The 26,603-nt window shown below is 64.5% G+C and carries 23 protein-coding genes; 11 read left to right on the plus strand and 12 right to left on the minus strand.

Annotated features, from left to right (window positions below; genetic code table 11):
- Positions 1 to 41: 41 nt before the first annotated feature.
- A complete protein-coding gene (locus tag RN01_RS12760; protein WP_017515694.1) occupies positions 42 to 1,511 on the plus strand; it encodes a PLP-dependent aminotransferase family protein in 1,470 nt (489 codons plus the stop codon).
- Between the two features lie 47 nt (positions 1,512 to 1,558).
- Here the strand turns inward: RN01_RS12760 and RN01_RS12765 are convergent, their stop codons facing one another.
- Complete coding sequence (locus RN01_RS12765) at positions 1,559 to 2,044, minus strand: universal stress protein (protein WP_024570795.1); 486 nt, start codon at positions 2,042 to 2,044, stop codon at positions 1,559 to 1,561.
- A gap of 36 nt (positions 2,045 to 2,080) precedes the next feature.
- Positions 2,081 to 2,491 (minus strand): hypothetical protein, encoded by a 411-nt coding sequence (locus RN01_RS12770; RefSeq protein WP_017513880.1) that lies wholly within the window; start codon positions 2,489 to 2,491, stop codon positions 2,081 to 2,083.
- 312 nt (positions 2,492 to 2,803) lie between these two features.
- Between RN01_RS12770 and RN01_RS12775 the strand changes: the two genes are divergently transcribed.
- Entirely contained in the window at positions 2,804 to 3,175 is a 372-nt protein-coding gene (locus tag RN01_RS12775; protein ID WP_017513879.1) for a TraR/DksA C4-type zinc finger protein, read from the plus strand.
- 136 nt (positions 3,176 to 3,311) lie between these two features.
- Here the strand turns inward: RN01_RS12775 and RN01_RS12780 are convergent, their stop codons facing one another.
- Positions 3,312 to 4,979 carry a class I adenylate-forming enzyme family protein gene (locus RN01_RS12780; protein ID WP_017513878.1) on the minus strand — a complete coding sequence of 556 codons (1,668 nt, stop codon included), beginning with the start codon at positions 4,977 to 4,979 and terminating at the stop codon, positions 3,312 to 3,314.
- A 113-nt stretch (positions 4,980 to 5,092) separates the two neighbouring features.
- Positions 5,093 to 6,055, minus strand: coding sequence for a cyclase family protein (locus RN01_RS12785; protein WP_008646776.1), 963 nt, complete (start codon positions 6,053 to 6,055; stop codon positions 5,093 to 5,095).
- 352 nt (positions 6,056 to 6,407) lie between these two features.
- Between RN01_RS12785 and RN01_RS12790 the strand changes: the two genes are divergently transcribed.
- The 3 genes from RN01_RS12790 (at position 6,408) to RN01_RS12800 (ending at position 9,028) form a co-directional block, all read left to right on the plus strand.
- Complete coding sequence (locus RN01_RS12790) at positions 6,408 to 6,797, plus strand: cupin domain-containing protein (protein ID WP_017513877.1); 390 nt, start codon at positions 6,408 to 6,410, stop codon at positions 6,795 to 6,797.
- Positions 6,798 to 6,859: 62 nt separating this feature from the next.
- Positions 6,860 to 7,843, plus strand: coding sequence for a tripartite tricarboxylate transporter substrate binding protein (locus RN01_RS12795; RefSeq protein WP_017513876.1), 984 nt, complete (start codon positions 6,860 to 6,862; stop codon positions 7,841 to 7,843).
- 12 nt (positions 7,844 to 7,855) lie between these two features.
- Positions 7,856 to 9,028 (plus strand): acyl-CoA dehydrogenase family protein, encoded by a 1,173-nt coding sequence (locus RN01_RS12800; protein WP_024570794.1) that lies wholly within the window; start codon positions 7,856 to 7,858, stop codon positions 9,026 to 9,028.
- Positions 9,029 to 9,460: 432 nt separating this feature from the next.
- Here the strand turns inward: RN01_RS12800 and RN01_RS12805 are convergent, their stop codons facing one another.
- Positions 9,461 to 10,336, minus strand: a complete 876-nt coding sequence (locus RN01_RS12805; RefSeq protein WP_017515438.1) for an NAD(P)-dependent oxidoreductase — start codon at positions 10,334 to 10,336, stop codon at positions 9,461 to 9,463.
- A 120-nt stretch (positions 10,337 to 10,456) separates the two neighbouring features.
- Here RN01_RS12805 and RN01_RS12810 point away from each other — a divergent pair, with 120 nt between their 5' ends.
- A complete protein-coding gene (locus RN01_RS12810; protein ID WP_024570793.1) occupies positions 10,457 to 12,517 on the plus strand; it encodes a bifunctional diguanylate cyclase/phosphodiesterase in 2,061 nt (686 codons plus the stop codon).
- A gap of 39 nt (positions 12,518 to 12,556) precedes the next feature.
- Here RN01_RS12810 and RN01_RS12815 read toward each other — a convergent pair whose 3' ends face one another.
- Positions 12,557 to 12,823, minus strand: a complete 267-nt coding sequence (locus RN01_RS12815) for a hypothetical protein (RefSeq protein ID WP_008646765.1) — start codon at positions 12,821 to 12,823, stop codon at positions 12,557 to 12,559.
- Positions 12,824 to 13,156: 333 nt separating this feature from the next.
- Between RN01_RS12815 and RN01_RS12820 the strand changes: the two genes are divergently transcribed.
- Positions 13,157 to 13,456 (plus strand): H-NS family nucleoid-associated regulatory protein, encoded by a 300-nt coding sequence (locus RN01_RS12820; protein WP_024570792.1) that lies wholly within the window; start codon positions 13,157 to 13,159, stop codon positions 13,454 to 13,456.
- A gap of 65 nt (positions 13,457 to 13,521) precedes the next feature.
- Here the strand turns inward: RN01_RS12820 and RN01_RS12825 are convergent, their stop codons facing one another.
- Positions 13,522 to 13,971, minus strand: coding sequence for a hypothetical protein (locus RN01_RS12825; protein ID WP_017515281.1), 450 nt, complete (start codon positions 13,969 to 13,971; stop codon positions 13,522 to 13,524).
- A 208-nt stretch (positions 13,972 to 14,179) separates the two neighbouring features.
- Between RN01_RS12825 and RN01_RS12830 the strand changes: the two genes are divergently transcribed.
- The 3 genes from RN01_RS12830 to RN01_RS12840 are packed head-to-tail and all read left to right on the plus strand — an operon-like array spanning position 14,180 to position 16,751.
- Complete coding sequence (locus RN01_RS12830) at positions 14,180 to 14,857, plus strand: heavy metal response regulator transcription factor (protein WP_008646759.1); 678 nt, start codon at positions 14,180 to 14,182, stop codon at positions 14,855 to 14,857.
- A complete protein-coding gene (locus RN01_RS12835; protein ID WP_035836945.1) occupies positions 14,857 to 16,299 on the plus strand; it encodes a heavy metal sensor histidine kinase in 1,443 nt (480 codons plus the stop codon). The genes RN01_RS12830 and RN01_RS12835 overlap by 1 nt, the downstream gene beginning before the upstream one ends.
- Positions 16,300 to 16,343: 44 nt before the next feature.
- Positions 16,344 to 16,751, plus strand: a complete 408-nt coding sequence (locus RN01_RS12840; RefSeq protein ID WP_008646756.1) for a VOC family protein — start codon at positions 16,344 to 16,346, stop codon at positions 16,749 to 16,751.
- A 132-nt stretch (positions 16,752 to 16,883) separates the two neighbouring features.
- Here the strand turns inward: RN01_RS12840 and RN01_RS12845 are convergent, their stop codons facing one another.
- The 4 genes from RN01_RS12845 to czcI form a co-directional block, all read right to left on the minus strand.
- Positions 16,884 to 20,015: a CusA/CzcA family heavy metal efflux RND transporter gene (locus RN01_RS12845; RefSeq protein WP_017513267.1), complete on the minus strand. Its 3,132-nt coding sequence runs from the start codon at positions 20,013 to 20,015 to the stop codon at positions 16,884 to 16,886.
- Positions 20,016 to 20,029: 14 nt separating this feature from the next.
- The gene (locus tag RN01_RS12850; RefSeq protein ID WP_017513266.1) at positions 20,030 to 21,250 is read right to left on the minus strand and encodes an efflux RND transporter periplasmic adaptor subunit; all 1,221 of its coding nucleotides are present in this window, start codon (positions 21,248 to 21,250) and stop codon (positions 20,030 to 20,032) included.
- An 11-nt stretch (positions 21,251 to 21,261) separates the two neighbouring features.
- The gene (locus RN01_RS12855; protein WP_029700520.1) at positions 21,262 to 22,551 is read right to left on the minus strand and encodes a TolC family protein; all 1,290 of its coding nucleotides are present in this window, start codon (positions 22,549 to 22,551) and stop codon (positions 21,262 to 21,264) included.
- Between the two features lie 97 nt (positions 22,552 to 22,648).
- A complete protein-coding gene (gene czcI, locus RN01_RS12860; protein ID WP_017513264.1) occupies positions 22,649 to 23,026 on the minus strand; it encodes a cation efflux protein, CzcI family in 378 nt (125 codons plus the stop codon).
- A 146-nt stretch (positions 23,027 to 23,172) separates the two neighbouring features.
- Between czcI and RN01_RS12865 the strand changes: the two genes are divergently transcribed.
- The gene (locus tag RN01_RS12865) at positions 23,173 to 25,545 is read left to right on the plus strand and encodes a heavy metal translocating P-type ATPase (protein ID WP_024570791.1); all 2,373 of its coding nucleotides are present in this window, start codon (positions 23,173 to 23,175) and stop codon (positions 25,543 to 25,545) included.
- A 53-nt stretch (positions 25,546 to 25,598) separates the two neighbouring features.
- Here the strand turns inward: RN01_RS12865 and RN01_RS12870 are convergent, their stop codons facing one another.
- Complete coding sequence (locus RN01_RS12870) at positions 25,599 to 26,489, minus strand: polysaccharide deacetylase family protein (RefSeq protein WP_017516009.1); 891 nt, start codon at positions 26,487 to 26,489, stop codon at positions 25,599 to 25,601.
- Positions 26,490 to 26,603 lie beyond the last annotated feature (114 nt).

The following is a 26,603-nucleotide window of genomic DNA, read 5'->3' on the forward strand; positions in this document are numbered from 1 at the left end:
CCATGCGTAGACCCACAGTCATCAATGTTCATGGAGCCACGATGGATTTCGGCGTGCTGTTGTCGGCGTTCGAGCGTGAAGCCACGCCGTCGGCGTCAGGGCGAATGCCACGGCAATACCAGCTGTATGCCTGCCTGCGGACGGCCATTCTCAGCGGCAAGATCGAGGAGGGCACGCGACTGCTGCCCACGCGCGCGCTGGCCGATGAACTCGGCATGGCGCGCAATTCCGTGCTGTATGCCTACGAGCGTCTTGCCGCCGAAGGTTTCGTCACGGGCAGCCGGCAGGGCACCGTGGTGGCGCGTGTCGGGCTCCAGCAGACCCCGGCGAGCGTGCCCGAGGCGCCGCCGGTGTTGTCGCGGCGCGTGGCGGGCATCGTGCGGCCGGGCGATGGCATGGATGATCCGCTGCCGTTCCTGCCCGGCACGCCAGCTTTGGATGCGTTCCCGCTGGCGCAATGGCGGCGCCATCTCGAACGTGCCTGGCGCAACATCACACCGGCGCAACTCGGCTATATGCCCGTGGCCGGCAACGTGGCGCTGCGACAGGTAATTGCCGAGTACCTGCGTGTTTCGCGCGGCGTGCGCTGCGACGCGTCGCAGGTGTTCATTACCGATGGCACCCAGAATGGACTGGACCTGTGCGCGCGGCTGCTGGCGGACGCCGACGATATCGCCTGGATCGAAAACCCTGGCTATAACGGCGCGCGCAATGCGTTCCAGGCGGCCAATCTGCGGCTGGTGCCAATCCCGGTGGATGCCGATGGGCTTGCGCCACGTCCGCAGGATTGGTCCGAGACACCGCCCAGGCTCATCTACATCACGCCCTCGCACCAATACCCGCTAGGCGCGGTGATGAGCCTGGAGCGGCGACTGGCGCTGGTGGCCCAGGCACGTGCCGCTGGCGCGTGGATCGTTGAGGACGACTATGACAGCGAGTTCCGGCACCAGGGCACGCCGCTTTCGGCGGTGCAAGGCCTGGCCGAGGATGCGCCGGTGATCTACCTTGGCACCTTCAGCAAGGTGTTGTTCCCGGCGCTGCGGATCGGTTTCATGGTGGTTCCGCCGGCATTGGCGCCGGTGATCCACCGCACGGCCGGCGCGCTCATGCTGCGCGGACGGGTGGCCGAGCAACTCGCGCTGGCATCGTTTATCGATGCAGGGCATTTCACGCGCCACCTCAGGCGGATGCGGCAACTCTACGCCGCACGGCGTGCCGCGCTGCACGATGCGATGACGCGCCATCTGCACGGGCTGGTGACGGTTTCGGGAGGCGCGGGCGGCATGCACCTTTCCGCCCGACTGGACGTGCCGGTGGCCGATACCGAAGTCAGCCGCATCGGCCGCGCACAAGGGCTGGTGCTGCGCCCGTTGTCGAGGTTCTGTCTGCCGGGCTCGGCACCGCACTACAACGGCCTGGTGCTCGGCTACGGGGGCGTGCCGGCGGAGCGAATGGATGGTCTGGCCCGCCAGATCCGGGAGGTCATCGAAAGGGCCTTGCTGGAGGCATAGGAGGCGTAGAAAGCGCGGTGAGCCCCGGTCCGCGCGTTTCCACAGTCTTACTTCCGGGCGTCCGGGTGTTCAGCGGTCCTGGCGGGGGAGTCGTCACGCACCAGGACAACGGGGACCGGGCAATCGCGTGCCAGGCTTTCGGCGACGCTGCCAAGCAGCATGCGCTTCAAGCCGTGCCGGCCATGCGTGCCGATGACGACGATATCGGCGCTGCACGTTCGCGCATAGCCGTTGACGCGGTCCGCGATGTTGCCCATCGTCGCCAGATCGTCGATCAGGGTTTCGTGATGCTCGAGCCCGGCAGCCCCGGCGATCTCGCCAGCTTCCTTGAGAAGCGATTCGCCGGCTGCCGTCAACTGTGGGCGTAGCTCGGTGAAATCGCCATAGCCGAAGTCGTACTGCAGGAAGCTGTAGTCGATGACGTGCAGGATCTCGAGCTTTGCGTGAAACGCGCTGGCAAGGCCGACGGCTTCGTTCAGGGCGCGACGTGCGCAGGGGCTATCGTCGACGGCGACAAGAATGTGCTGGTGCATGATGAGCGTCCTTGCGATCAGTGGGAATTCAGGGGGTTACCGTTGCCGGTGTTGCCGTGCCGTGCTCGCCATGGCGAGCAGCAGGTTGCGTAGTTCCATGATCTCGAGCGTCTTGTCTAAGCAGTGGGCCACGCCAGCCATCAGGCACGCGCGGCGCATCTGGGGTGTGCCCTCGTTGGCCAGCACGATCAGCGTGCTGGCCGGCAAGGCGATCGCGAGCGCGCGAATTCGCGGCAGAGGTGTGTTCTCCGTGGCGTTCAGGCCGATCAGCACGACGTCCGGCTGGAGGTCTACCAGTTCCGTTTGATGGGCTTGCGCATCGTGTCCGGCGCCGGCCACACGCAGGCCGTCCAGGGACGCCAGCAGGCGCAACTGCCTGCGCCTGACGGACGGCGTTCTTTCGACCAGATACACAGTCAGTCGGTCGGTGTTGGTACGCGAAATCATAGGGCGAGTATCGCGTCCGCCTATCGCTCGCGAAAGCAGGGAGCACTGAGAGTGTCGTCAGTCGTGTCGCGTGGATTGTCAGGTTTTTCTGACGGAGCAGGCTGCATGCATGCGTGCGTAACGGGTGGATAGCGCCCCTTCATGCCTCCGCGATGCCTGTCAGGCAGTCGCGGCGCTGGCAATATGTCACCAGCGTCACCGGATACCGCCGTCATTCTTGATCCGGGAGCAGATGGATACGCACGTCGAGGCATATCTTGAAAAAATGCCCCCTGGGCATTTTGCTTCTCACACCCTACAAGGAGCCCCTCCATGAATGCACTGACTTCCGCACAATTTGCCACCTTGGCCGCAATGCTCGACGTAGAAGAAGCCCGCGCGCGTGCCGCACTGGGTACCGGCGCCACGCCGCGAGCGCCGCTGGAGCGGCAGGACCCGGGCGACAAAACGGACGTCGCGGATCGGGAAATCGGTCAGCGGCAGGCCGATGCGATGCGCGAGCATTACCGCGTGGAACTGGAAGACATCGCGGCCGCGCGCGGCAGGATGACGCTCGGCTCCTATGCGATCTGCCGCGAGTGCGAGGAGCCGATTCCATTCGAGCGACTGCAGGCATACCCAACGGCCAAACGGTGCACGGCCTGCCAACGTGAGCACGAGCAGAAGCGTGGCGGCAGGTCCTGACCACGCAAGGATGAGGGATTTTCCTGGGGGGACGGTGGCCGATGCATGGATTCAGATAGCGTGCTACCCGATGGCGATCGAGTAGCACCCATCCAAGACCGAAACCGAGACCAAGACAAAAACCAAGACCCGATGATTACCCCCGCAACTCCCGTCGCAAGATCTTCCCGGTAACGGTCTTGGGAAGCTCGTCCATGATCATCACCACGCGGGGATACTTGTACGCCGCCATCCGGGCCTTGCAGTACTCCGCCAGTTCTTCCGGCGTGGCGTTCGTCCCGGGCTTGAGGCTGACCACGGCTTTCACCGTCTCGCCACGGTAGGCATCGGGTACGCCAACCACGGCGGCCTCCCGCACGGCGGGATGGGTGTACAGCACGTCCTCCACCTCGCGTGGCCAGACCTTGTAGCCGCTGGCGTTGATCATGTCCTTCTTGCGGTCCACGAGGTAGAACCAGCCGCGTTCGTCCATGAACCCGACATCCCCCGTGCGGAAGTAACCATCGACGATGGCCTTGGCGCTCTCCTGCGGCTTGTTCCAGTATCCCGGCACGATCATCGGCCCACGCGAAATGATCTCGCCGACTTCGCCAACCGCCATCGGCTTGCCTTCGTCGTCGCCAATATAGGACTCGACGTTGTAGGCCGGCACGCCCACGGCAAGGGTGCCGGAGGCCGGGTCCACAGGCGCGTCGACCCCGCGCGGCACCACGTGCGTTGGCGAGTTGGTCTCGGTCAGGCCATAGCCGTTGTGGATGTAGTGACCGAAGCGTTCGCGAAAGGCCTCCACCACGCTGGGCGGAATCGGCGCGCCGCCGGAGTAGATCTTGGTCAGCGACGCGAAGCAATCGCGCGTGGCGTTCGGGTGGTTCATCAGCGCGATGAACACGGTGATGGCGCCGATGGTGAAGGCGGGGCGATGTTCGCGCAGCGTGTCGAGCATCACGCCCGGTTCGAAGCGACAGGCCAGCACCAGCGGAGCGGCGCACATGAAGGCGGCGCCGATATGGCCGATCAGCCCGGTGATATGAAACAGGGGCGCGACGCCGAGGATGGGTTCGCCTTCGCCCAGCGTGATCCAGTCGCGGTAGACCTGGGCGTTGAAGGCTACGTTGCCGTGGGTGTTCATCGCGCCCTTGGGCACGCCGGTGGTGCCGGAGGTGTACACCAGCATGGCGATGTCGTTCGGCCCCAGCGTCACTGGCGGAGGATGGCGGCCGGCGTTGGCTGCGATCACTGCCGACAGGGATTCCGCGCCCGGTGTCTCCTGTCGGCTCGTATTGGCGAACAGCCGTGGGTCGTGGCGCCGTTGGTACTCCAGTTCGGATGTCGTCATCACCAGAGGCAGCACGCCGTTTTCCGCATTGGCTTCTTCGGCAAGCAGCGGGCGGACGATATCGACGTACAGGGTCTCGGAGCAAACCAGCAGGCGAGCGCCCGAATCCGCCAGGATCACGCGCAGTTCGCGCGCGCGGTTCATCGGGTTGACGGGTACGGCAATGGCGCCCAGCTTCCACGCCGCCACCAGAGCGATGACGAACTGCGGGATGTTCTGCAGGTAAATGGCCACGCGTTCTCCGCGCGTGATGCCGCGGTCTTGCCACGCGCAGGCGAGCGCGTCGGATTGCGTGTCGAGCTCAGCGTAGCTCAGGCTGCCGTCGAAGTAGAGAATGGCTGGCAGCGACGGCGCGCGCGCTACCGCGGCACGGAACAGGCTCAGCGCGTCGGTGAACTCGGGCGTGATCGCGTGGGGCTTGCCCGGCTCGTAGCTCGACAGCCAGGGCTTGCGGTCATAGGGCGTCATGGTGTCTCCGGAAAGTGGAACGGCGGCACACCATGCGTGCCGCCGCGCGTGGCAGGGTGCGTCCGCGGTCATCAAGCAGGCGGACGCATGGGTGGAAGAACCCCTGCCTCCGCCTACTTGATGACGACCGGATTGACCGGTGCTCCGCTACCGTTCACGACCTTCAGCGGCGCGGCGGTGTAGAGGAAGCTCCACTGACCGTCGTCGGCGCAATCCGTGGCCAGTGGGTCAAGCTGCGCGATTTCCGTCAGCGTCACGCCGAGGTTGCGCATCAACGCATTGTGCAGTGGCAGCGCCACGCCAGAGACCGGATCCACCGTGACCTCGTTGGCGATGGTGTCGGTGACCAGATTCGGGATCTCCATCTTGTGGAACCACTCCACCAGTTCGGGGCTGTAGGTCAGACCCGGCTCGATGAAATTCTTGTAGAACTCAGCCTGATCGCGCTCGTAGAAGGAACCGATCCAGCCGGTGCGGATGATGACGATGTCATGCTTCTCGATACGCACGCCCTGCATTTCGGCTGCTGCCAGCAGGTCGAGGTGGGTGAAGGTCTCACCGGGATCGAGCACGGCCTTGCCGCGATGGCGCGCCATGTCGATCAGCACGCCACGACCGACGATGCCGCGTTCGGCGATGGGCAGCACGCTGGCTTTTTCCATGCCGCCGATGGTCGACTTGGCGTCATAGCCGTTCCAGAGTTGGTCGCCGTACCAGACATGGCCGAGGGCATCGTACTGGGTGGAGCCTTGCAGGTACATGATCATCATGTCGTCCGCGTACTCGCCTTGACCCGGGAAGATTGGCGCCTTGCCACACAGGTAGTGGCCCTTGTCCATCACGTTCAGACGACGTGCCTGCGAGCGGCCGGGCCAGACCGGATCCCCCTTCGGGTTGCCCATCTGGATCTGCAGCGTGAAGGTCTTGCCCGAGCGTACGGCTGCCACGCCGCGCAGCACTTCCGCCTGGGTCAGGTAGTTGAGCGAGCCGACTTCGTCGTCAGGTCCCCATTTGCCCCAGTTTTTCGGCGCGTCGCGCAGTAGTTCGGCCACGTGCGGAACGTTCTTCGATTCCATGCATTGTCTCCTTCCGGTTGCACTTCGAGGTCGACCCGGATGCAAGCGTCATGACGATGGCTCATGGCGCGGATGCACCAAGCGAATAAAACTGAACGGTCATGCTTTTTTTGTGAGAGCAGTCTAGTGCACGGCGCGCAGGCAGGCCAAGGGAGGAATTTGATCCTGTCGAATAGGGATAGTGGCTGCCCCCGGTTTGCGCGGTCAGGCGGGCGATGAGACGTCAGATCCGGAGCAATCCCTAGTTGACGGTATTTTTCATGGGGATAAAATCTGTTTCACAAACATGAAAATAGAGTCTGGCCGGCGTGGACTGTGCTCGGCCGGGCTCGAAGTTGGAGACAGCCCACCCATGACCGCATCACCCGTCTACTTCGTCCGCACCGAGGACGTCGCCGGATATCACCCCGCCAATCACGTCGGCACACTGAATCGCCGCATCATCGGCCGCGAAAACGTCGGCGCCACGCAGCTTGAAGTCATCCACGGCACCATCGAACGGGGGAAGGGCGCATTGCCCCATGCGCATCCCGGTATCGAGCAGGTCTGTTACGTCCTGGAAGGGCGCGCGCGCGCCGAGGTCAATGGCCACGCGCAGGAGCTTGGTCCCGGCGACTGCTGCTTCTTTCCGGCCGACGCGATGCACGTCTTCACGGTGATCAGCGACGAACCGGTCAAGCTGCTCGTCGTCTATGCCCCGCCGTATGAGGAGTCGCCCGATCGCGTGATCCGGCCCAAGTGAACACACAGTACGCATCGAAGCGTGGCGGCGCCCGCCGCCGACAAGAAAACCGAGGAGACAACATGCCCAATTTCCGCATGCGGCGCACGCTGGCCGCCGCCATCCTGGCGTTACCCGCTGCCGCGATTTCGCTGCCGGCGAGCGCCAATGATGCCTATCCAAGCCGGCCGATCCGCCTGGTCGTGCCATTTGCGGCGGGAAGCGGTACCGATGCGGTCGCGCGCATCACGGCAAAGGAGTTGGGCGATGCGTTGAATCAAAACGTGATCGTCGACAATCGTCCGGGGGCGAACGGCTCGATCGCGGCGGAAATCGTCGCGCAGGCCGCTCCCGACGGCTATACGCTGTTCATGACGACGAACACGACGCATTCGGCCAACCCTTCGCTGATGAAGAAGCTGCCGTACGACCCGATCAAGGATTTCACGCCGGTCGCGCGCATGGGCAACCTGCCGTTCATGCTGGTCATCAATCCGAAGTTGCCGGTCAAGACCGTCGGGGAGCTGATTGCCTATGCGAAGTCGCATCCGGACATGTCATATGCCAGCGGCAACAGCACCGGCATCGTGTCGGGCGCCACGCTGGCCCGTATGGCTCATGTCGATCTGCTGCACGTGCCATACAAGAGCACCCCGCCGGCCATGACCGACGTGATCGCGGGTCAGGTGCCGATGATGTTCGTTGACGTGGCCGCTGGCATCGCCAACGTCAAGGCGGGCCGGATGCGGGCGCTGGCGGTGACCACGGCGCAGCGCAGCCGGCTGTTGCCGGACCTGCCTCCGATCGGGGATACACCCGAGTTGAAGGGGTTCGATATCACCTCGTGGAATGGCGTCTTCGCGCCGGCAAAGACGCCGCAGCCGATCGTCGACCGGTTGAACCGCGAGCTATCGAAGATCGCCGCGAGCAAGGAAGTGGCCCCCAAGTTTGAAGCGCTTGGTTTTGAAGCCTTCGGGCAGACGCCACAGCAGTTCGCGGGCTTTGTGGGCAGCGAACTGGTGAAGTGGAACAAGCTGGTGAAGGACGCCGGCATCCAGCCGGAATAAGAGGACACATAGATGAACTTCGAAAGGACACCTGAGCAGAACGCGATCGTCGAGGCCGTGACGCAGCTTTGCAGCGATTTTGGACCCGAGTACTGGGCTGAACTCGACCGCGAGCACAAGTTTCCCGAGGCTTTCCATCGGGCGATGGCCGATGCAGGCTGGCTGGGCATCGCCATGCCCGAACGGTTCGGCGGCGCGGGGCTGGGGATCACCGAAGCGGCGCTGATCATGCAGACGGTCTCGGCGTCGGGCGCAGGCTTCTCCGGGGCCTCGTCGATCCATATGAACGTGTTCGGCCTGAATCCGGTGGTGGTGTTCGGCACCGAGGTCCAGCAGGCCGCCGCGTTGCCGCCGCTGATCGCGGGGCACGACAAGGCATGTTTTGCCGTGACCGAGCCTGACGCCGGGCTGGATACCACGCACCTGAAGACGCAGGCCGTGCGCACCGCCGATGGCAGCGCCTATCGCGTGGACGGCCGCAAGATCTGGATTTCGACGGCGCAGGTGGCATCGCGCATGCTGCTGCTGGCGCGTACCACGCCGCTAGATGCGGTGGCCAAGCCGACCCAGGGTTTGAGCCTGTTCTACACGACGCTGGACCGGAACCACATCGAGGTACGCGAGATCGACAAGATGGGGCGGGGCGCGGTCGATTCGAACATGCTGTTCATCGACGGCCTGATGGTGCCCGCGGAGGATCGTATCGGTGAGGAGGGTCGTGGCTTTGAGTACATCCTGCATGGCCTGAACCCCGAACGCATTCTGATTGCCGCGGAATCGGTAGGCCTGGGCCGCGCCGCGCTGGAGGCGGCCACGCGCTACGCACGAGAGCGCACGGTGTTCGGGCGGCCGATCGGCCAGAACCAGGGGATCCAGCATCCGCTGGCCCAGGCGTGGATGGCGCTGGAAGCGGCCGACATGATGGTGTGGAAGGCCGCCTGGCTCTACGACAACGGAAAGCCGTGCGGCGCCGAGGCGAATGCGGCGAAGTACCTGGCCGCCGAGGCCGCGCACCAGGCCTGTCAGACCGCTGTGCTGACGCTGGGTGGCATGGGCTATGCCCGGGAATACCACGTCGAGCGCTATCTGCGCGAATCCTATATCCCGCGTATCGCACCGGTCAGCGCGCAGCTGATCATGTGCCATATCGCCGAGCGGGTGCTGGGATTGCCGAAGTCCTACTGAGCTTGAGACCAAGGCCGAGAATCAGGCGGACGGAGAAATGAAGAAGCCCTGGTGCGCGACGCACCAGGGCTTGGCGATGGTGTGACTCCCACGTACCGCATCATGCCGCCCGTCGCATCAACCCGCAGTGCCATGCCGCGATGACGATGTATTGCCATCGCCGATGGCTGCCGCAAGCGGAGAACAGCAACTGGCGCCATGGTGCGGCGCGTGGCGGCATCTCCATCCCATCTACGGACGATGCCGCGCCGTCCTGACCGACCCTGCCCGCCGACCAGGAAGCGGAAACCTCCATCACGCATCAAGCATAGGTGCGGGCCGGCCGCTCACCATTCGGGCGCGTGCTGAAAGCGATGTAGGTGTTTGTCGGACGGTTGGATGGTCGGCCTGCTCCTGTCTCGACACGGCAGGCACCGCGCGCCGGGTCACGGGTCACGAACGACGCAGGCGCTTGATCAGCGACGAGGTGTCGTCTCGCGAGCTTCCCATTTGCTGCAGGTCTGCATAGAACTGGTCGACCAGCGATGTGACCGGCAGCGTGGCGCCATTGCGGCGGGCTTCGTCCAGGCACAGGCCCAGGTCCTTGCGCATCCAGTCCACGGCGAAACCGAAGTCGAACTTGTTCTGGAGCATCGTCGGGCCACGGTTTTCCATCTGCCACGATGACGCCGCGCCCTTGCTGATGACGTCGAGCACCACGCGCATGTCCAGCCCGGCGTGCTCGCCAAACGCGATGGCTTCGGAAAGCGCCTGCAGCAGCCCGGCGACGCTGATCTGGTTGACCATCTTGGCCAACTGGCCGGCCCCGCTCTCTCCGATGCGGGTGACGGCGCGGGCATAGGCGGCGATGACGGGCTCGGCGCGCTGGAATGCTTCCGGGTCGCCCCCGCACATGATGGTCAGGATGCCTTGTTCGGCGCCAGCCTGTCCGCCCGAAACTGGTGCATCGACGAAATGGCAGCCGCGCTCGCGTGCGGCCGCGTGCAGTTCGCGGGCTACGCTGGCGCTAGCAGTGGTGTGGTCGACGAAGATAGTGCCTGGCGCCGCGTGCTGGAACGCGCCATCTGGCCCCGTCATGACCGCGCGCAGGTCATCGTCATTGCCAACACAGGCACAAACGATGTCACAGCCGACTGCGGCCAGCGCCGGCGTCGCCGCCTGTTTGCCACCATGCTTGCCAAAGGCCTGGACCCAGCGCTGCGCCTTGGCTGCAGTACGGTTGTAAACGGTGACGTCATGGCCCTTGGCGGCCAGATGGCCGGCCATGGGGTAGCCCATGACGCCGAGCCCGAGGAATGCAACCCGCATGACTTTGCTCCGTGACTTCGAAGAGAGGCAAGAGTATAGGTCGTTTGCGGGCAGTGGCGGTCGATGTCAGAATGCCGCCACCTCGAAGTCATCGCCCCGTTCGAAGTCATCGCCCCCACCATGTTTCCCGCCAGTTACGACGCGTTACTCGTCCTGTTTTCGGTCATTGTTGCCGTTCTCGCTTCCTATACCGCGCTGGACATGGCAGGGCGCATCTCCACCGCGAGCGGCCGCTATGCGCGGCTGTGGCTGGCCGGCGGGGCAGTGGCCATGGGGCTTGGCATCTGGTCGATGCACTTCCTGGGCATGTTGTCGTTTAGCCTGCCGATTCCGCTGGGCTACGACCCCGCCATCACGGCTGTCTCGCTGCTGATCGCCATTGTTGCCTCGGCATTCGCGCTGCGGCTCGTCTGCCTGGAGCATCTGCCGCGCAGGCGACTGGCGCTTGGCGCGCTGGTGCTCGGCGGGGCCGTGGCCAGCATGCACTACACGGGCATGGCGGCATTGCGCATGCAACCGGGCATTCAGTACGACCCGTGGTTGTTTCTATTGTCGATCCTGATCGCCGTGGGGGCATCCGGGGCAGCGCTCTGGATTGCCTTCCGATTGCGGCGGCACATGCCGCGCGTGCATCAACTGCGCTTTGGGGCGGCACTGGTGATGGGCGGCGCCGTCGCGGCGATGCACTACACCGGCATGGCTGCGGCGAGGTTTCCTATCGGCAGTGTGTGTGGCGCAGCGGGCGGCGGGCTGCAGGGCAATACGCTGGCGCTGCCCATTCTCGTGATCACGATCTGCGTCCTGGCCGTGGCGCTGATTACGTCGGTGCTCGACATGCGCCTGGAAATGCGCACGGCGGTGCTGGCCGACGCGCTGGGCGTCGCGAACGAAGAGCTGGAATTCCTGGCGCTACACGACAAGCTCACCCATCTGCCGAACCGCGTGCTGCTGGAAGACCGTTTCACGCTGGCGATTCAGGCAGCGGCCCGGCACCATGGCCGTTTTGCCGTGCTTTTCGTCGATCTGGATGGATTCAAGGGCGTCAACGATACCTACGGTCACCAGGTCGGCGACGGGCTGTTGGTGGAGATGCGGGCATCGGTCTCGTCGGAAGATACGATCGCGCGTGTCGGTGGCGATGAGTTCGTGCTGCTGGTGCACGTCGACGAACCTGAGGATGCGGGTGTCGTCGCCGGGAAGCTGATCGACGTGCTGCGAGAGCCCGCAAATGTGGCAGGCCACATGTTGCACGTCTCAGGCAGCATCGGCATCGCGATCTACCCGGTTGACGGACAGGATCAGGACGCGTTGATGACCAATGCCGACGCCGCGATGTACCACGCGAAGGCATCAGGCCGGAACGCAAGCTACTTCTTCGAGCGGTCGATGAACCATCAGGCGCGGGCGCAGCAGATGCTGATCCAGGACTTGCGCGCGGCCCTGAGAAACGGCCAATTGCAGTTGCACTATCAGCCGAAGTTTTCGGCTGCTGACAATGTGCTGGTAGGCGCCGAGGCGCTGCTGCGCTGGAATCATCCCGTGCAGGGCCTGCTGATGCCGGACCAGTTCATCACGCTGGCAGAGAAGACCGGGGCGATCGTGCCGATCGGGACGTGGGTACTCAACGAGGCGTGCCGGCAATTGGCGTTATGGCACGACATGGGGCACGCGCACTGGTCGATGGCGGTCAACCTTTCCGCGCTGCAGTTCTGCCATGCGGGCATGGTCGAGTCGGTAGCCGAGGCGTTAGCGCGGCATAAGGTCGAGCCAAGACGATTGACGCTCGAGATTACGGAAACCACAGCCATGCGCGATGTGGAGACCACGCTCGCGATCATGACCCAGCTCGACGAGATGGGCGTGCGGATTGCGATCGATGATTTCGGTACTGGATATTCAAGCCTGCTGCATCTGAAGCGCATCCCAGCGAGCGAATTGAAGATCGACCGGGGATTCGTGCGCGATCTCGCGGAAGACAGCGAGGATGCCGCGATCGTATCGGCCATCGTGGCGCTGGGCCGAACGCTGAATTTGCAGGTAGTGGCTGAGGGCGTGGAAACGACCGCTCAGCGGTCGTTCCTGGCAGGTCTGGGGTGTGATGCGTTGCAGGGCTATCTACTTGGCAGGCCGATGCCTGCAGCGCAATTCACGGAACTGGCGATGGCCGATGTGGATGCGTGAGCGTGTCATGACGCGTCACGCATCGAGCGACATCCTGTATCAGGCCCCGTCGGTGAACACGTCGCGCTTGCCGGTTGCGCTGAAGCCGCCGTCTGTGTACGGGCTGCGCGGATCGTGGATGGCGCGACCACCATCGGTGTACGGATCGCGTGTGCCGGTGCGCTCGACCAGGCCATCGCGATTGGTGACGCGCGCGCCGTCGGTGAACGGATCCGCGCTGCGCGGCGCGGCATTGGCCAATCCTGCGGCGCCGGCGAGGGTGGCGGTCAGGGCGGTGTAGAGCAGAGCTTGTTTGATGGTTCGCATCTTGGAATCCTCTTCGTGATAATGGTTACTGGTTGTTCACGGCTTGCTGGAGAGTCTGATCGGTCGTTGCGCGACCTTGGAATGCAGTCTAGAGAGCGGGTCCCGACGCGAACATGACCCTTGAATGACATTGATGTCATTTGTCCGAGGCAATGCGATACGATTGCGGGACAGGATGCCGACCGGACAATGAATTCGGCCTTGGCGACAAATCCACGCCAAACAACCTGTAGAATCTCAATCTGGTTCGCAATGCACGCTGCGCGGGCCGTCCCCCAAGAATTTCCTTTCTCCAGCCTGTCCAGCCATGTCGACAGGCGCGCACGATGAGTCATGTCCGAGTCTGAGTCAGCCAAACAAGCCGCGGTGGTGTGGGTCCACGAACAGATGGAGCGTCATGGCCTGACGTTCGAAGACCTGGTCGAGGCAGGCTGTTTTGCCGATGCGCATATCGAAGTTGCCGATCAGGCCGACGCCGTTGCGAAAGCCGCAACGCCGACGCCAGTAGTGCCGCCGCGTGTGATGTACCGCAACGCCATGGGGCAAACCTGGGACGGTAATGGGGAATACCCTGATTGGCTGCAACGCGCGGTCAATGCCGGGCAGTCGATCGACTTCTATCGCGTCGAGTAGCAGTGCGATACCTCACCGGGCGCATGGGCGCCTGGTGTATCGGCATCATTGGCTGGCCGGATGCGTCAGCAACGCTCGGCAGTCAGGTTCGGCAGGGATGTGAAGGCGGTAATGGCCATCGGCTGCGCATGACGCTGGTACTGCATCGCCGCGGGTGGTAATTCCTGCAACAGCATCGCATTGCTGGCGGCGGCGCCCGGTTGCTTGCCGGGGTGATTCGGCGCATCAACGGCGGGTCGCGCATCCTGCCAGACTGGCAGGTCATCCTCCAGCCCTCGCGCGAGGCCCATCTGGCCCATCTGGCCTATCTCGCATTGGGCCTGCGTTCCATTGAGGCCATTCAACTGGCCAATCTCCGCTTCCGCTTCGATCTTGATTGCCGCATGCCGCTCGGGCATCGACAGGCCGATTGCTTCCGTCAATTCGCAGGCCGCCATATCAGCCGCAGCCGCGCCCTGGACAGGCAGCGCGAGTGAGGCAAGGCACAACAGGAGACCGGAGAACGGGCGTTTCATCGAGGAAATTGGGAACTTGCGGGGGCTCAAACTGCCCGTGTTAAGCAGTTGCAGCATTGTACTGCCTCTAACGGTTGCAAAATGGCTATATCAAGATGACATTCGTGCAATGTTCGCCAATTCGTGGCAAAGCTCCGCTAGTGTCTCGGTCTATATCCAGAACCTCGAATAATGGGCCGGTACCAAGCCGGCTTGGAAGTGAACCAACATGCGCATCCTGATTGTCGAAGACGAGCCGAAGGCCGGTGATTATCTGCTCAAGGGACTCACCGAGTCGGGCTTCGTGGCCGATCTGGCCCGCGACGGCGTGGATGGGCTGGCCCACGCACGCGAGCAGCACTATGACCTGATCGTGCTCGACGTGATGCTGCCCGGCATGGATGGCTGGCAGGTATTGCGCGAACTGCGCCGGGACAAGGACACGCCCGTGCTGTGCCTGACCGCGCGTGACGAATTGTCCGATCGGCTCAAGGGGCTGGAACTGGGCGCAGACGACTACATGGTCAAGCCGTTCGCGTTTGCCGAACTGGTGGCGCGTATCCGGACGATCCTGCGGCGTGGCCCGCTGCGCGAGAGCGAATTCATCGAGGTGGCCGACCTGCAGATCGACACCATCCGCCGCCGCGTGACCCGCGCGGGGCAGAAAATCGACCTCACCTCGAAGGAGTTCGCGCTGCTGCAATTGCTGGCGCGGCGCCGTGGCGAAGTATTGTCACGCTCGCTGATTGCGTCGCAGGTCTGGGATATGAACTTCGACAGCAACACCAACGTCGTGGACGTGTCGATCCGACGCCTGCGTGCGAAGGTGGATGACCCGTTCCCGAACAAGCTGATCCATACCCGCCGCGGCATGGGCTACGTACTCGACGAGTTCGACGAGGCATGATGCGGTTGCTGTCGAAGCTGCAGGCCGCCATGCCGGCATCGCTGACCACGCGGCTGGCGCTGGCCTATGGGCTGACCACGGCGGCGGTGCTGGTTGGCGTGGCAACGTATCTGTCGAGTTCGCTGGGCAACCAGTTGCAGGCGCGCGATGAAGGCGAGCTGGTAGGCGAGGTGCTGCTGGTGCGCCATCTGCTGCGTGAAGTTGGCAGTGAGGCCGAAATTCGCGCGGACACACACCGATTTGCCGATATCGCCATGGGGCACGAAGGGCTGGTGCTCGTGGTCCGCACGTTGGGCGGCGATCCGCTGGTCACGCTCAACCCGCGCAATGAACGGGTTCCAGATCTGCGCGTGCTGCCGCTCGCCACGGCGCCCGATACGACCCAATTGCAGACCTGGTATCCACGCAACGGCGTGCCGTCACGCGGCATCGTTGCATTGGGCCAGATTGGCGACTCCGGCCAGACTGTGGAAATCGTCGTGCTCAGCGACGCGGGCTATCGCGTGGCGCTGATGCGCGAGTATCACAGCCGGTTGCTCGTGGCGGTGCTGTGCGGTGCGATCGTGGCGGCGGCCCTCGGTTTCCTGCTGGCACGGCGCGGCTTGCGGCCATTGCGGCGGATGGCGAGCGATGCGGCGGCCGTGACCACGAGCCGACTGGCGACGCGCCTCGACGTAGGCAGCGCACCGGAGGAACTACGCGATCTGGCGGGCGCATTCAACGGTATGCTCGCGCGCCTGCAGGACAGTTTCACGCGGCTTTCCACGTTCTCGGCCGATCTGGCGCACGACTTCCGCACGCCGATCAGTAACCTCGTGGGCCAGACGCAGGTCACGCTGGCCCAGCGACGCACGGCGGCGGAGTATGAATCGTTGCTCGAGTCGAATCTCGAGGAGTACGAGCGGTTGTCGCGCATGATCGAAAACATGCTGTTCCTGGCGCGCGCCGACAACGCACAGGTTGCACTCGGGGCGCGTCCGCTCGATGCGCGGGCGGAACTGGACAAGGTGGCGGAGTATTTCGAAGCTGTGGCCGCCGACCGCGACCTGATGCTGTCCGTCGCCGGCGCGGCCACGGTGACTGCGGACCAGCCGTTGCTGCGGCGCGCCATCATCAATCTGCTGGACAACGCGCTGCGTCACGCGCCCGCGGGCAGCACGGTGCAATTGGCCGTGTCACGTGGACAGCCGGGCCATACCGCCATCAGCGTGGTAAACGGCGGCCCCGGGATCGCGCCGGAAGCGCTGCCGCACCTTTTCGCACGCTTCTATCGCGGCGATCCGTCACGTCGCGACTCGGCCAAATCCACCGGTCTCGGCCTTGCCATTGTCGACACCATCATGCGGCTGCATGGCGGCAGCGTGTCCGTGCGCAGCGTGGACGGACAGACCACGTTTGAACTCGACTTTCCTGACAAGGCTGTCAGTAGGGCAGGCGCATAATAGTCGGCTCGCGGGCTATGCCCGCTCCACGTAAGGAGACCGACATGCAGGTGCAACCGTATCTCGATTTTGGCGGCCGTTTTGACGAGGCAATGGCGTTCTACGGCAAGGTGATGGGCGCCAAAGTGACGTTTATGATGCGCTACAAGGACGCGCCCGAAGGGCAGCCCAAGCCATCGCCCGCCTGGGCCGAGAAAGTCATGCACGCGAATATCCAGGTGGGAGACAGCCAGTTCATGGCATCGGACGGCCGGGAGGGGCAGACCCCCGCGTTCTCCGGCTTCATGATGTCGGTGGGCGATGTACCAAATGCAGAGGGTCAGCGGATATTCAATGCGCTGGCCGAAGGTGGTCAGGTGTTCATGCCTTACCAGAAGACATTCTGGGCCGAGGGGTTCGGGATGCTCGTCGACCGGTTCGGCATGACGTGGATGGTCAACTGCGAACACTGACGCACTGACGCACTGACGTATTGCGGGTGAGCGGCCAGCCCGTCGTCACCCGCCTCTTTCCGCTTCTTTCCTTTTCCCCCCGTTTTTCTCCTGCCCCCCTCTCCCGCGTTTGCGGAAGAGGGGGCAGTCATGTCAGCGGCTCGCCAATCGCCCGTGGGCCCAGCGATACAGCACCGGTAGCACCAGCAGCGTCAGCGCGGTGGATGACAGTATCCCGCCGATCACGACCGTGGCCAATGGCCGCTGCACCTCTGCGCCGGTGCCCGTAGCAATCGCCATCGGCACGAATCCGAGCGATGCCACGAGCGCCGTCATCAGCACAGGGCGCAGCCGCGTCAGCGCGCCGTTGAACACGGCATCGTCGAGCGATCGGCCCTCCTCACGCAGCGAGCGGATAAACGAGAGCATGACCAGTCCGTTGAGCACCGCCACACCCGAGAGCGCAATGAAGCCTACCGCTGCGGAGATCGACAACGGAATACCGCGCATCCACAAGGCCAGGACGCCACCGGTCAATGCAAACGGAATCCCGGTGAAGACGATCAACCCGTCGCGCACATTGCCGAACATGGCAAACAGCAGTACGAACACCATCAGCAGCGCCACGGGCACGACGATTTGGAGCCGTTCCGTTGCCGACTGCAACTGCTCGAACGTGCCACCCCAGGCAATCCAGTAGCCGGTGGGGATCTTCACGCGTGTGTCGATGGCGGCCATGGCTTCGGGGACGAAGGTGCCGAGATCCCGCCCGCGCACATTGGCGCTGATGACGATGCGGCGCTTGCCGTTTTCCCGTGAGATCTGGTTCGGACCTGGCGCAATGCTCAGCGTGGCGACCTCGCCGAGCGGAATGTAGCTCGTGGCCGCGTTGGTGCCCTTGGGCAGGGGGATCGGCAGACGCCGCAGCGCTTCCACGTCGGCGCGAATGCCTTCCGGCAGGCGCACGCCAATGTTGAAGCGGCGGTCGCCCTGGTAGAACACGCCGGCATCGCGGCCGCCCACGGCGATGGCGACGGTGTCCTGGACGTCGATCATGTTCAGCCCGTAGCGTGCCGCGCGGACGCGGTCGACGTCGACGGTCAGCACTGGCAGGCCGGTGGTCTGTTCGACCTTGACCTCTGTGGCGCCGGATACGGTCTGCAGGACCTTTGCAATACGCTGCGCCGTGGCATCAAGCACCTCGTTATCATCGCCGAACAGCTTGACCGCCACGTCACTGCGCACGCCTGAAATCAGCTCGTTGAAGCGTAGCTGGATCGGCTGAGAGAACTCGTAGCGATTGCCCGGAATCTTCTCCAGTTCGGCTTCGATCGCGGTGCGCAGCGAATCGCGGGAACGGGAGGGATCTGGCCACTTGTCGCGTGGTTTCAGCATGATGTAGGCATCCGAGATGTTGGGTGGCATCGGATCCGATGCGATCTCCGCGGTACCCGTGCGCGCGAAAATGCGCTCGATCTCGGGGAAGGTTGCCTTGAGGCGCGTTTCGATCTGCTGCTGCATCGCCACCGACTGCGTCAGACTCGTACCCGGAATGCGCAGCGCCTGTACGGAGAAATCGCCTTCATTCAGGTTGGGGATGAACTCGCTCCCGAGGCGCAGCGCCACCAGCCCGCTAAGCAGCACCGCAATGCCCGCGCCGGCGAGCACCACCGGCGTATTGGCCAGGGCACGTTTGAGCACCGGCTCGTACCCGCGGCGAGCCCAGCCCATGACGCGGTTTTCCTTTTCCTCGACGCCGCCCCCAATAAACAGCGCCACGGCTGCCGGCACGAATGTCACGGAGAGGATCAGCGCGCCAATCAGCGCCAGCACCACGGTCATCGCCATCGGGTGGAACATCTTGCCTTCTACGCCGCTCAGCGCAAAGATCGGGATGTAGACGATCATGATGATGAGCTGGCCGTAGACCAGTGGCCGGCGTGCCTCGCTCGCGGCTGCGAACACTTCCTCGAAGCGTTCAGCGCGTGTCAGCGGGCGTCCCAGGCGTTCCTTCGCATGAGCCAGACGTCGGACGCAGTTCTCGACGATCACCACGGCGCCGTCGACGATGATGCCGAAGTCGAGCGCGCCCAGGCTCATCAGGTTCGCGCTGATCTTGTATGACACCATCCCCGTGAACGTGAACAGCATTGACAGCGGGATCACCATCGCCGTGATCAGCGCCGCGCGCAGATTGCCGAGGAACAGGAACAGGATGGCGATCACCAGCACTGCGCCTTCGAGGAGGTTCTTCTTGACGGTGGCGATGGCCTTGTCGACGAGATTGGTCCGATCGTAGACGGTGACCGCCTTGATGCCTGCCGGCAGGGACTTGTTGATCACGGCCATGCGCGCATCTACGGCCTGGGATACCGCGCGGCTGTTTTCGCCGATCAGCATGAATACCGTACCCAGCACTACTTCGCGGCCGTTGTCGGTGGCGGCGCCGGTGCGCAGCTCGCGGCCAAGGCCCACTTCGGCAAGATCACGGACACGGATCGGCAGGCCTTGAGCGGTGCCCACGATGACGTCCCCGATGTCGTCGATCGACTTGACCTGCCCGGGCGCGCGCACCAGGTACTGCTCGCCGCGCCGCTCGATATAGCCGGCGCCGACATTGGTGTTGTTGCGTTCGAGCGCCTGCACCACGTCTTGCAGCGAGAAGCCGTACGAGGCCAGCTTTTCAGGGCTTGGCGCCACCAGGTATTCCTTGGCGAAGCCGCCGATCGAGTTGATTTCCGTAACGCCGGGCACGTTGCGCAACTGTGGCTTGATGACCCAGTCCTGGATCTCCCGCAGATCGGTGGGCGTGTATGGCGTGCCATCCGGCTTGCGCGCATCCGGCTCGGCTTCGACGGTCCACAGGTAGATCTCGCCGAGACCGGTGGAGATGGGGCCCATGGCCGGCACCACGCCTTCCGGGAGCTTGTCCTTGGCCTCCTGGATGCGCTGGTTGACGAGCTGGCGCGCGAAGTAGATATCGGTGCCGTCCTTGAAGATCACCGTGATCTGGGACAGGCCGTAGCGCGACAGCGAACGGGTCTGCTCCAGGCCCGGCAGGCCGGCGATGGTGACCTCCAGCGGATAGGTGACGCGCTGCTCGGTTTCAAGCGGCGAGTATCCGGGCGCCGAAGTGTTGATCTGCACCTGGACGTTGGTGATGTCCGGGACGGCGTCGATCGGCAGGCGGCTGTAGTTGTAGATGCCGAGCCCGGCCATGCCGAGGACCGCCAGCATCACGAGCCATCGCTGCGCGATGGCGAAGCGGAGAATGCGTTCGAACATGAATGGCTCTCCGTTCAGTGCGAATGCTCGGCGTTGCCCTTGCCCTGTTCGGCCTTGAGCACGAAGCTGTTGCCCGCCACATAGCGATCGCCGGCGGCCAGGCCGTCGACGATCTCGATGCGCTTGCCGTCAGTGCGGCCCGTCTTGATCGCCCGGACGAGGAAGCCTCCCGGCGCCTCAACGAATACCTGCTTCTGGCCGTTCTCGACCTGCACCGCATCCGCTTCGATGATCACTGGGGCTTCGGCGTCGCCGGTGGCCACGCTGACGGTGACGAACAGACCCGGGCGCCATGCCATCTCGGGGTTCGACAGCGTCACGCGGGCCGTGGCGGTACGGGTTTGCTGGCCGAGCAGGGCGCCGACGTAGGAGACCTTGCCTTCCGCTTCGCCATCGAACGCAGCAGAAGCTATACGTACCGATTCGCCCAGCTTCACATGCCCGAGGTCCTTTGGCGCGATGACGAACTCGGCCCAGACCGTGTTGAGATCGGAAATCGTGAAGACCGCGGTTTCCGCCGCGACGGCTTCGCCGAGTGCCAGGTGCTTTTCGACGACGATGCCGTCGAAGGGGGCGCGCAGCTCGAACTGGTTGATGGCACGGGCGCTGGGCTTCGCGCCAATGGCGGTCAGCTTCTGGACGGCGTTGCGCTCGGCGATTTCGGCTTCCTGCAGTGCGGTACGTGCCGCAAGGAAGTCCTGTTCGGCGGAAACCTTGTCCTCCCAGAGCTTCTTTTCGCGGGTGTAGGTAGTGCGCGCCAGTTCCAGACGCCGCTGCGCGGCGAGCAACTCACTGCGTTGATCCGATAACTGCGTGCTGGCGAACACTGCCAGCAGGTCGCCTTTCTTCACACGCTGGCCAAGGTTGGCGGACACCGATTCGACAACGCCTGCCACGCGCGGCACCACGTGCGCGGTGCGGTCTTCGTTGAACTTGATCTCGCCGGGGAATTCCACCGCGCTGCGGATGCGGCCCGGGCCGGCGGCGCGGATGTCCAGGTTGGCGTTGCGGATCTGTTCCGGCGTCAGTTCGATCAGTCCGGGTGCTTCTTCGGCTTGTTGCGACGTCTTCACGGATTCAGCCGAAGCGGTCGATGCGGGCTGGCCGTGCGCGGCCTCACCCTCTGCGTGCGCGTGGTCGTCGCCACGGCCGGAGAGCAGCAGGGCAAGCGCGGCGATCAGGCCGGTGATCACGATGCCAGCGATGGTGATGGCCTGTTTTCGAGTCAAGGTCATGTTGGTTCCTGTCAGCGGCCGAGGATGCGGTCGATCGTGGTGGCGGCTTGCCAGCTATTGGCGACCACACCGAGGTAGCGGATGCGTGCCTGGAACAGCGTGCGCTGGGCATCCAGGACTTCGAGGTAATTGAACTTGCCGGCTTCAAAGCCTTGCGATGCGGCCTGGTAGGCGCGCTCGGCGGCCGGCAGCACGGTTTCGCGCAGGCTCAGCGCCGAGGAGCGGGAGACTTCGAGCTGGCTGGAGGCCTGTTGCAGGTCGTGATCCAACCGAAGGCGTGTTGCGCGGAGTTCGTCGGCGGCCTTGTCGGCCTGACGGATGGCTGTGTACAGATTGCCTTGGTTGCGGTCGAACAGCGGCAGCGGAATGGCGACACCCAGTACGGGATAGGTGCCGCGCTCCGGCGAACTGTTGTCGCGCTTGGCGCCGACGCTCACCGTCACGTCCGGGTACTGACGACTGCGCTGGACGTTGATCTCGGCCTGCCGGCGATCGAGTTCCCGCTCGCTGGCCAGCAGCGCGGGGGCGCCGTCGAGCGATTGGCGCAGCATTGTTGCCTGAGGGCGGGCGGGCAACGCATCGAGGTTGCCATCGGCCTCGGTGAAGCGTGGCGACGGATTGCCCCATAGCGTGGCGAGCGACTGCCGTGCCGCCACCAGCGCGGCGTCGGCCTCGGAGCGTTCAATCTGCGCGTTGGCCAGTTCGACCTGTGCCTTGGTTTCCTCGACTGGCGAGATCTTGCCAGCCGCCACGCGCCGGGCCGCGGCGTTCGCACCGCGCGTGGCGATGTCGACCGAACCGGCCGCCAGCCGCACGCGCTCCTGCGCGACCAGCACGTTGAAGAACGCGCCGATCACGCTGGCCCGCAGGTCGGCCTGCGTGGTGCCAAGCTGTGCCTGGGCCACGTCGCGCGCGCGGTTTGCAGCGCCAATCCGCGCGCTGCGCTTGCCGCCCAGTTCGATCGGAAGGTTGACCTGGCCAGTGGTGGCGCGTGTGGCGGCGCGGGTGTCTTCCATCTGCACGGCGATCTCGGGGTTCGGGATCACGCGTGCCTGTGTGATGCCGCCTTCGGTCGAATCGAGCTCGATACGGGCGGCGGACAGCGTTGGGTTCTGCGCGGTGGCCAGTGCCAGCGCGGCTTCCAGCGTCAAGGCGCTGGGCGGTTCCTGAGCAGGTACTTGGGCCGGTACTAGGGCTGGGGCTGCCGTGCCCTGCGCCGATGCGACAGGACTGACGATGGGGCCCAGCGACAGGCAAAGGAGCACGGCCGCCAGACCGGGCGGCGAAAGGAAGTTTCTCATCGAGTTTCACCAATACGAACGGGAGAAAATCGGCGAGACGACAGGCGCGCCGTTCAGGGGCGCGTGGATTGGAAAGGGGCTTTCCGCGTCTCGCCGGCTAGGCGAGACGGGACCACTGAGGGCGGTCTGGAACGGGGGAGGGGATTGAGCCGAACGCGCTGGCGCGTGGCTGATAGTGCACAGTGACGAACGGGTAGTCCCCGGTCATCACCAACTCGGAGAACAGGCCGTGCGAGCCCGGGAAATGACAGGCATTGCAGTCACCGTCCGGGAGCTTGGCCGATTTGCTGTCTTTCGCGTCTTGCGCTTGCCGGTCGCTGTCGGCGGCTTTGTGCTCGTGCGTGTGGTGGCCAAAGTGCCACTGCCTCGCATCGACCGAGGTCGCCTTTTCGTGCGCGCAATAGGCCGCCGCGCCGGCCCAGGCGAACTGGAGCGGCAGCAATATTGCGAGAAATACAAGCAGTAGGCGGCGCATGGGGGGCGATTATAGGCGTTTAGCGAGCGGGCAAACATTACGTTCATGTCATGTTTGCGCCGCTCCAAAGATTTTCGGCAGGCGCTTGACCCTGTAGCGACTAAAGGGTCTTCAATGGCAGGGAACAAGAATCAATGGAATTTGACATGGCTCGCACCACCCCTGATAACGTCCTGCCGTCATCCTCGGCCGCGCACGGTCGTGGGCATGACCACGATCATCCGCATTCCCGCGAACACAGTCACGACCACAGTCACGAGCACGGTCATGACCACAAGCATGATCACGATCATGCACATGAAGCGGCGCCCGAGGCGGCGCAGCCCAATGCGTGCTGCGGCTCGTCCTGCAGCGCATCGGTTTCGGTCAGCACGCCGGTTGCCGCCCCGGCTGGCACCCGCTCGGCAGCCTATCGCATCGAGGCGATGGACTGCCCCACCGAGGAGACGCTGATCCGCAACAAGATCGGCGGCATGGCTGGCGTGGCCGCGCTCGATTTCAACCTGATGCAGCGCGTGCTGACGGTTCACCACACGCTCGACTCACTGGACCCGGTGGTCAAGGCGATCGATTCGCTCGGGATGAAGGCCGAACCGCTGTCCGACTCAGGCGCAAAGGCCGCCATCGCCGAGCCTGGCAAACCGTGGTGGCCGCTGGCGGCTGCCGGTGCGCTGGCCGTGGGCGCCGAGGTGGCCGAGTGGTTCCAGATTGCCACGCCGTACCTGCCCGCCGCGCTGGCGCTGGCCACCGTGCTGTTCGCCGGTCTTGGCGTCTATCGCAAGGGCTGGATCGCCGTGCGCAACGGCAACCTGAACATCAACGCATTGATGAGCATCGCCGTCACGGGCGCGATGCTGATCGGCCAATGGCCTGAGGCGGCCATGGTGATGGTGCTGTTCGCACTGGCCGAGCGGATCGAGGCAGCCTCGCTGGATCGCGCGCGCAATGCGGTGCGCGGGCTAATGGCGATGGCGCCGGAGCAGGCCACCGTGCGACAGGCCGATGGAAGCTGGCAGCCGGTGGACGCGCGTCAGGTGCCGCTTGGCGCCATGGTGCGGTTGCGCCCTGGTGAACGTGTGGCACTCGACGGCCGCGTCCTGAAGGGGCAGTCGGCACTGGATCAGGCCCCGATCACGGGCGAGAGCGTTCCGGTCGACAAGTCCGTGGGCGACAGCCTCTTCGCCGGTTCGATCAACCAATCCGGCGAACTCGAGTACGAGGTGACCGCGCCCGCCGATGATTCGACGCTGGCCCGCATCATCCACGCCGTGGAAGCCGCGCAGGGCAGCCGTGCGCCCACGCAGCGCTTTGTCGACCAGTTCGCGCGCATCTACACGCCGGTGGTCTTTGCGATTGCGCTCGCAGTCGCAGTGATCCCGCCGCTGTTCATGGGCGAGGCCTGGCTTGCATGGATCTACAAGGCGCTGGTGCTGCTGGTGATCGCCTGCCCGTGCGCGCTCGTGATCTCGACCCCGGTCACTATCGTCAGCGGACTGGCCGCTGCCGCGCGGCGCGGCATCCTGATCAAGGGCGGCGTCTACCTGGAGCAGGGGCGCCAACTGTCCTGGCTGGCGCTCGACAAGACGGGCACGCTGACGCATGGCAAGCCCGCGCAGACCGATATGGCGCAACTCGTCGACGACGTGCCGGACGTTCGGGCGATTGCCGCAAGCATCGCGGCGCGTTCCGACCACCCCGTCTCGCTCGCGGTGGCCCGCGCGGCCGAAACCGATGGCGTGGCGCGTTTCGAGGTGCAGGATTTCGCGGCGCTGCCGGGGCAGGGCGTGCGTGGCACTGTAAACGGTGTGGCGTACTGCCTTGGCAACCATCGCCTGATTCACGATCTCGGCGCCTGCTCTCCTGCGCTCGAAGCCCGGCTCGAGGCCATCGAGCGGCAAGGCAAGACCATCGTTCTGCTGGCCGCGATGGACACTGCAGTGCCGCGCGCGCTGATGCTGTTCGGTGTGGCCGACACGGTGCGCGAAACCAGCCGCCAGGCCATCGAGCAACTACATGAACTCGGCGTGAAGACGTTGATGCTCTCCGGCGACAATCCGCATACGGCCCAGACCATCGGGGAGCTTGTCGGCATCGATGAAGTACGTGGCAATCAGTTACCGCAGGACAAGGCCGATGCGATCGCTGCGCTGACCGATCAGGCGCACACCCACGCTGGCCGCGTCGGCATGGTCGGTGACGGTATCAACGATGCGCCGGCACTGGCGCGGGCGGATATTGGTTTCGCGATGGGCGCGGCCGGTACGGATACGGCCATCGAGACTGCGGACGTGGCGCTGATGGATGACGACCTGCGCAAGATTCCGGCGTTCGTGCGGCTGTCGCGCCAGACTTCGACCATCCTCAAGCAGAACATCACGCTCGCGCTGGGGATCAAGGCCGTGTTCCTGGTCCTGACCGTGATGGGCATGGGCACGATGTGGATGGCCGTGTTTGCCGATATGGGTGCGAGCCTGCTGGTGGTGTTCAACGGGCTGAGGCTGACGCGCAAGGCCGTTTGACGGCCAGTGGCAGTGTCGAGGATCGCGCTCCCCGCCATGGGGAGCGCGAAAAATCAGGGCTGAATAATCAGTTCGCCGCTTCGGCCCGGGATTTCACCCCAGGTCACGGGCATCTGCGGCAGATCGCTGCGATCGATGTGCTGGTAATACGTTGCCATCGACACAAGCTGGTGACCTTGCGCGCGCCAGCCTGACAGCAGTCGCTTGAATACCGGCGCCAGCTTGCCGCCTTCCAGCTCCGTATGGAGCGTGAAAATGTGGTCGCCGTCGCCCTCGGTCAGCTTGAGCACGGCCTTGTGCACGTTGTCTTCGGTCAGGTCGTCCACACCGATCAGCTCGTCGAGCGTTGGCAGCGTGGTCGGCATCTGCACGTGGCGGCAGGCCTTGCCATCGACCGTCGGAATGTAGGGCGCCGTCCCGCGGCCATCGGACGCGTAGACCATGCCCCAGTCGTCGATCTGGCGAAACGCCTCGTTGTTCATCTGCCAGCCGGCCGCGCCATGCGTCGTCGGGGCGGCACCGAAGACATCGGTGAAGCGCTCGAACGATTGCTGCATCTGCCGGCGCGTCCAGGCCGCATCGCGCTCGCGCACGTTGTCCTGCCAGTAGACGTGGTCCCAGGTGTGGATGCCGCACTCGTGGCCCGCTGCGGCGGCGGCACGCATTTCGGCAGCGCCCTTGCGGCCGATGTCGGGCCCCGGCAGCAGCACGCCGTACATCAGCGTGCGCAGGCCGTAGTTCGACACCACGGAAGTCCGCGAGACCTTCTTCAGGAAACCGGGACGGAACACCCGGCGCAGCGCCCAGCCCGTGTGATCCGGGCCGAGGCTGAACAGGAACGTGGCTTCCGCCTCGGCGGCGGACAGCATGGACAGCAGCGCGGGCACGCCTTCGCGCGTGCCGCGCAGCGTGTCCACGTCTACCTTGAGCGCAATGCGTGCCATGAAGCGATCAGTTGTCGGCGTCGACCAGCGTGCGTGCCTCGACCACCTTGTCGCGATACGCCTCGAAGATCCGGCGCAGCGCCTGCTCCATCGACACCTCCGGCTTCCAGCCCA

This window comes from Cupriavidus sp. SHE (genome assembly GCF_000812445.1).
In the GTDB taxonomy this organism is placed as follows: domain Bacteria; phylum Pseudomonadota; class Gammaproteobacteria; order Burkholderiales; family Burkholderiaceae; genus Cupriavidus; species Cupriavidus metallidurans.

What these genes read in the sequence shown, in the direction of transcription:
- czcI (WP_017513264.1), bottom strand. Translation starts at nt 23,026, where the DNA reads ATGCGCCGCCTACTGCTTGTATTTCTCGCAATATTGCTGCCGCTCCAG.
- RN01_RS12795 (WP_017513876.1), top strand. Translation starts at nt 6,860, where the DNA reads ATGCCCAATTTCCGCATGCGGCGCACGCTGGCCGCCGCCATCCTGGCG.
- RN01_RS12825 (WP_017515281.1), bottom strand. Translation starts at nt 13,971, where the DNA reads ATGAAACGCCCGTTCTCCGGTCTCCTGTTGTGCCTTGCCTCACTCGCG.
- RN01_RS12805 (WP_017515438.1), bottom strand. Translation starts at nt 10,336, where the DNA reads ATGCGGGTTGCATTCCTCGGGCTCGGCGTCATGGGCTACCCCATGGCC.
- RN01_RS12780 (WP_017513878.1), bottom strand. Translation starts at nt 4,979, where the DNA reads ATGACGCCCTATGACCGCAAGCCCTGGCTGTCGAGCTACGAGCCGGGC.
- RN01_RS12820 (WP_024570792.1), top strand. Translation starts at nt 13,157, where the DNA reads ATGTCCGAGTCTGAGTCAGCCAAACAAGCCGCGGTGGTGTGGGTCCAC.
- RN01_RS12865 (WP_024570791.1), top strand. Translation starts at nt 23,173, where the DNA reads ATGGCTCGCACCACCCCTGATAACGTCCTGCCGTCATCCTCGGCCGCG.
- RN01_RS12850 (WP_017513266.1), bottom strand. Translation starts at nt 21,250, where the DNA reads ATGACCTTGACTCGAAAACAGGCCATCACCATCGCTGGCATCGTGATC.
- RN01_RS12760 (WP_017515694.1), top strand. Translation starts at nt 42, where the DNA reads ATGGATTTCGGCGTGCTGTTGTCGGCGTTCGAGCGTGAAGCCACGCCG.
- RN01_RS12855 (WP_029700520.1), bottom strand. Translation starts at nt 22,551, where the DNA reads ATGAGAAACTTCCTTTCGCCGCCCGGTCTGGCGGCCGTGCTCCTTTGC.
- RN01_RS12830 (WP_008646759.1), top strand. Translation starts at nt 14,180, where the DNA reads ATGCGCATCCTGATTGTCGAAGACGAGCCGAAGGCCGGTGATTATCTG.
- RN01_RS12765 (WP_024570795.1), bottom strand. Translation starts at nt 2,044, where the DNA reads ATGCACCAGCACATTCTTGTCGCCGTCGACGATAGCCCCTGCGCACGT.
- RN01_RS12790 (WP_017513877.1), top strand. Translation starts at nt 6,408, where the DNA reads ATGACCGCATCACCCGTCTACTTCGTCCGCACCGAGGACGTCGCCGGA.
- RN01_RS12870 (WP_017516009.1), bottom strand. Translation starts at nt 26,489, where the DNA reads ATGGCACGCATTGCGCTCAAGGTAGACGTGGACACGCTGCGCGGCACG.
- RN01_RS12840 (WP_008646756.1), top strand. Translation starts at nt 16,344, where the DNA reads ATGCAGGTGCAACCGTATCTCGATTTTGGCGGCCGTTTTGACGAGGCA.
- RN01_RS12835 (WP_035836945.1), top strand. Translation starts at nt 14,857, where the DNA reads ATGCGGTTGCTGTCGAAGCTGCAGGCCGCCATGCCGGCATCGCTGACC.
- RN01_RS12800 (WP_024570794.1), top strand. Translation starts at nt 7,856, where the DNA reads ATGAACTTCGAAAGGACACCTGAGCAGAACGCGATCGTCGAGGCCGTG.
- RN01_RS12770 (WP_017513880.1), bottom strand. Translation starts at nt 2,491, where the DNA reads ATGATTTCGCGTACCAACACCGACCGACTGACTGTGTATCTGGTCGAA.
- RN01_RS12845 (WP_017513267.1), bottom strand. Translation starts at nt 20,015, where the DNA reads ATGTTCGAACGCATTCTCCGCTTCGCCATCGCGCAGCGATGGCTCGTG.
- RN01_RS12815 (WP_008646765.1), bottom strand. Translation starts at nt 12,823, where the DNA reads ATGCGAACCATCAAACAAGCTCTGCTCTACACCGCCCTGACCGCCACC.
- RN01_RS12810 (WP_024570793.1), top strand. Translation starts at nt 10,457, where the DNA reads ATGTTTCCCGCCAGTTACGACGCGTTACTCGTCCTGTTTTCGGTCATT.
- RN01_RS12785 (WP_008646776.1), bottom strand. Translation starts at nt 6,055, where the DNA reads ATGGAATCGAAGAACGTTCCGCACGTGGCCGAACTACTGCGCGACGCG.
- RN01_RS12775 (WP_017513879.1), top strand. Translation starts at nt 2,804, where the DNA reads ATGAATGCACTGACTTCCGCACAATTTGCCACCTTGGCCGCAATGCTC.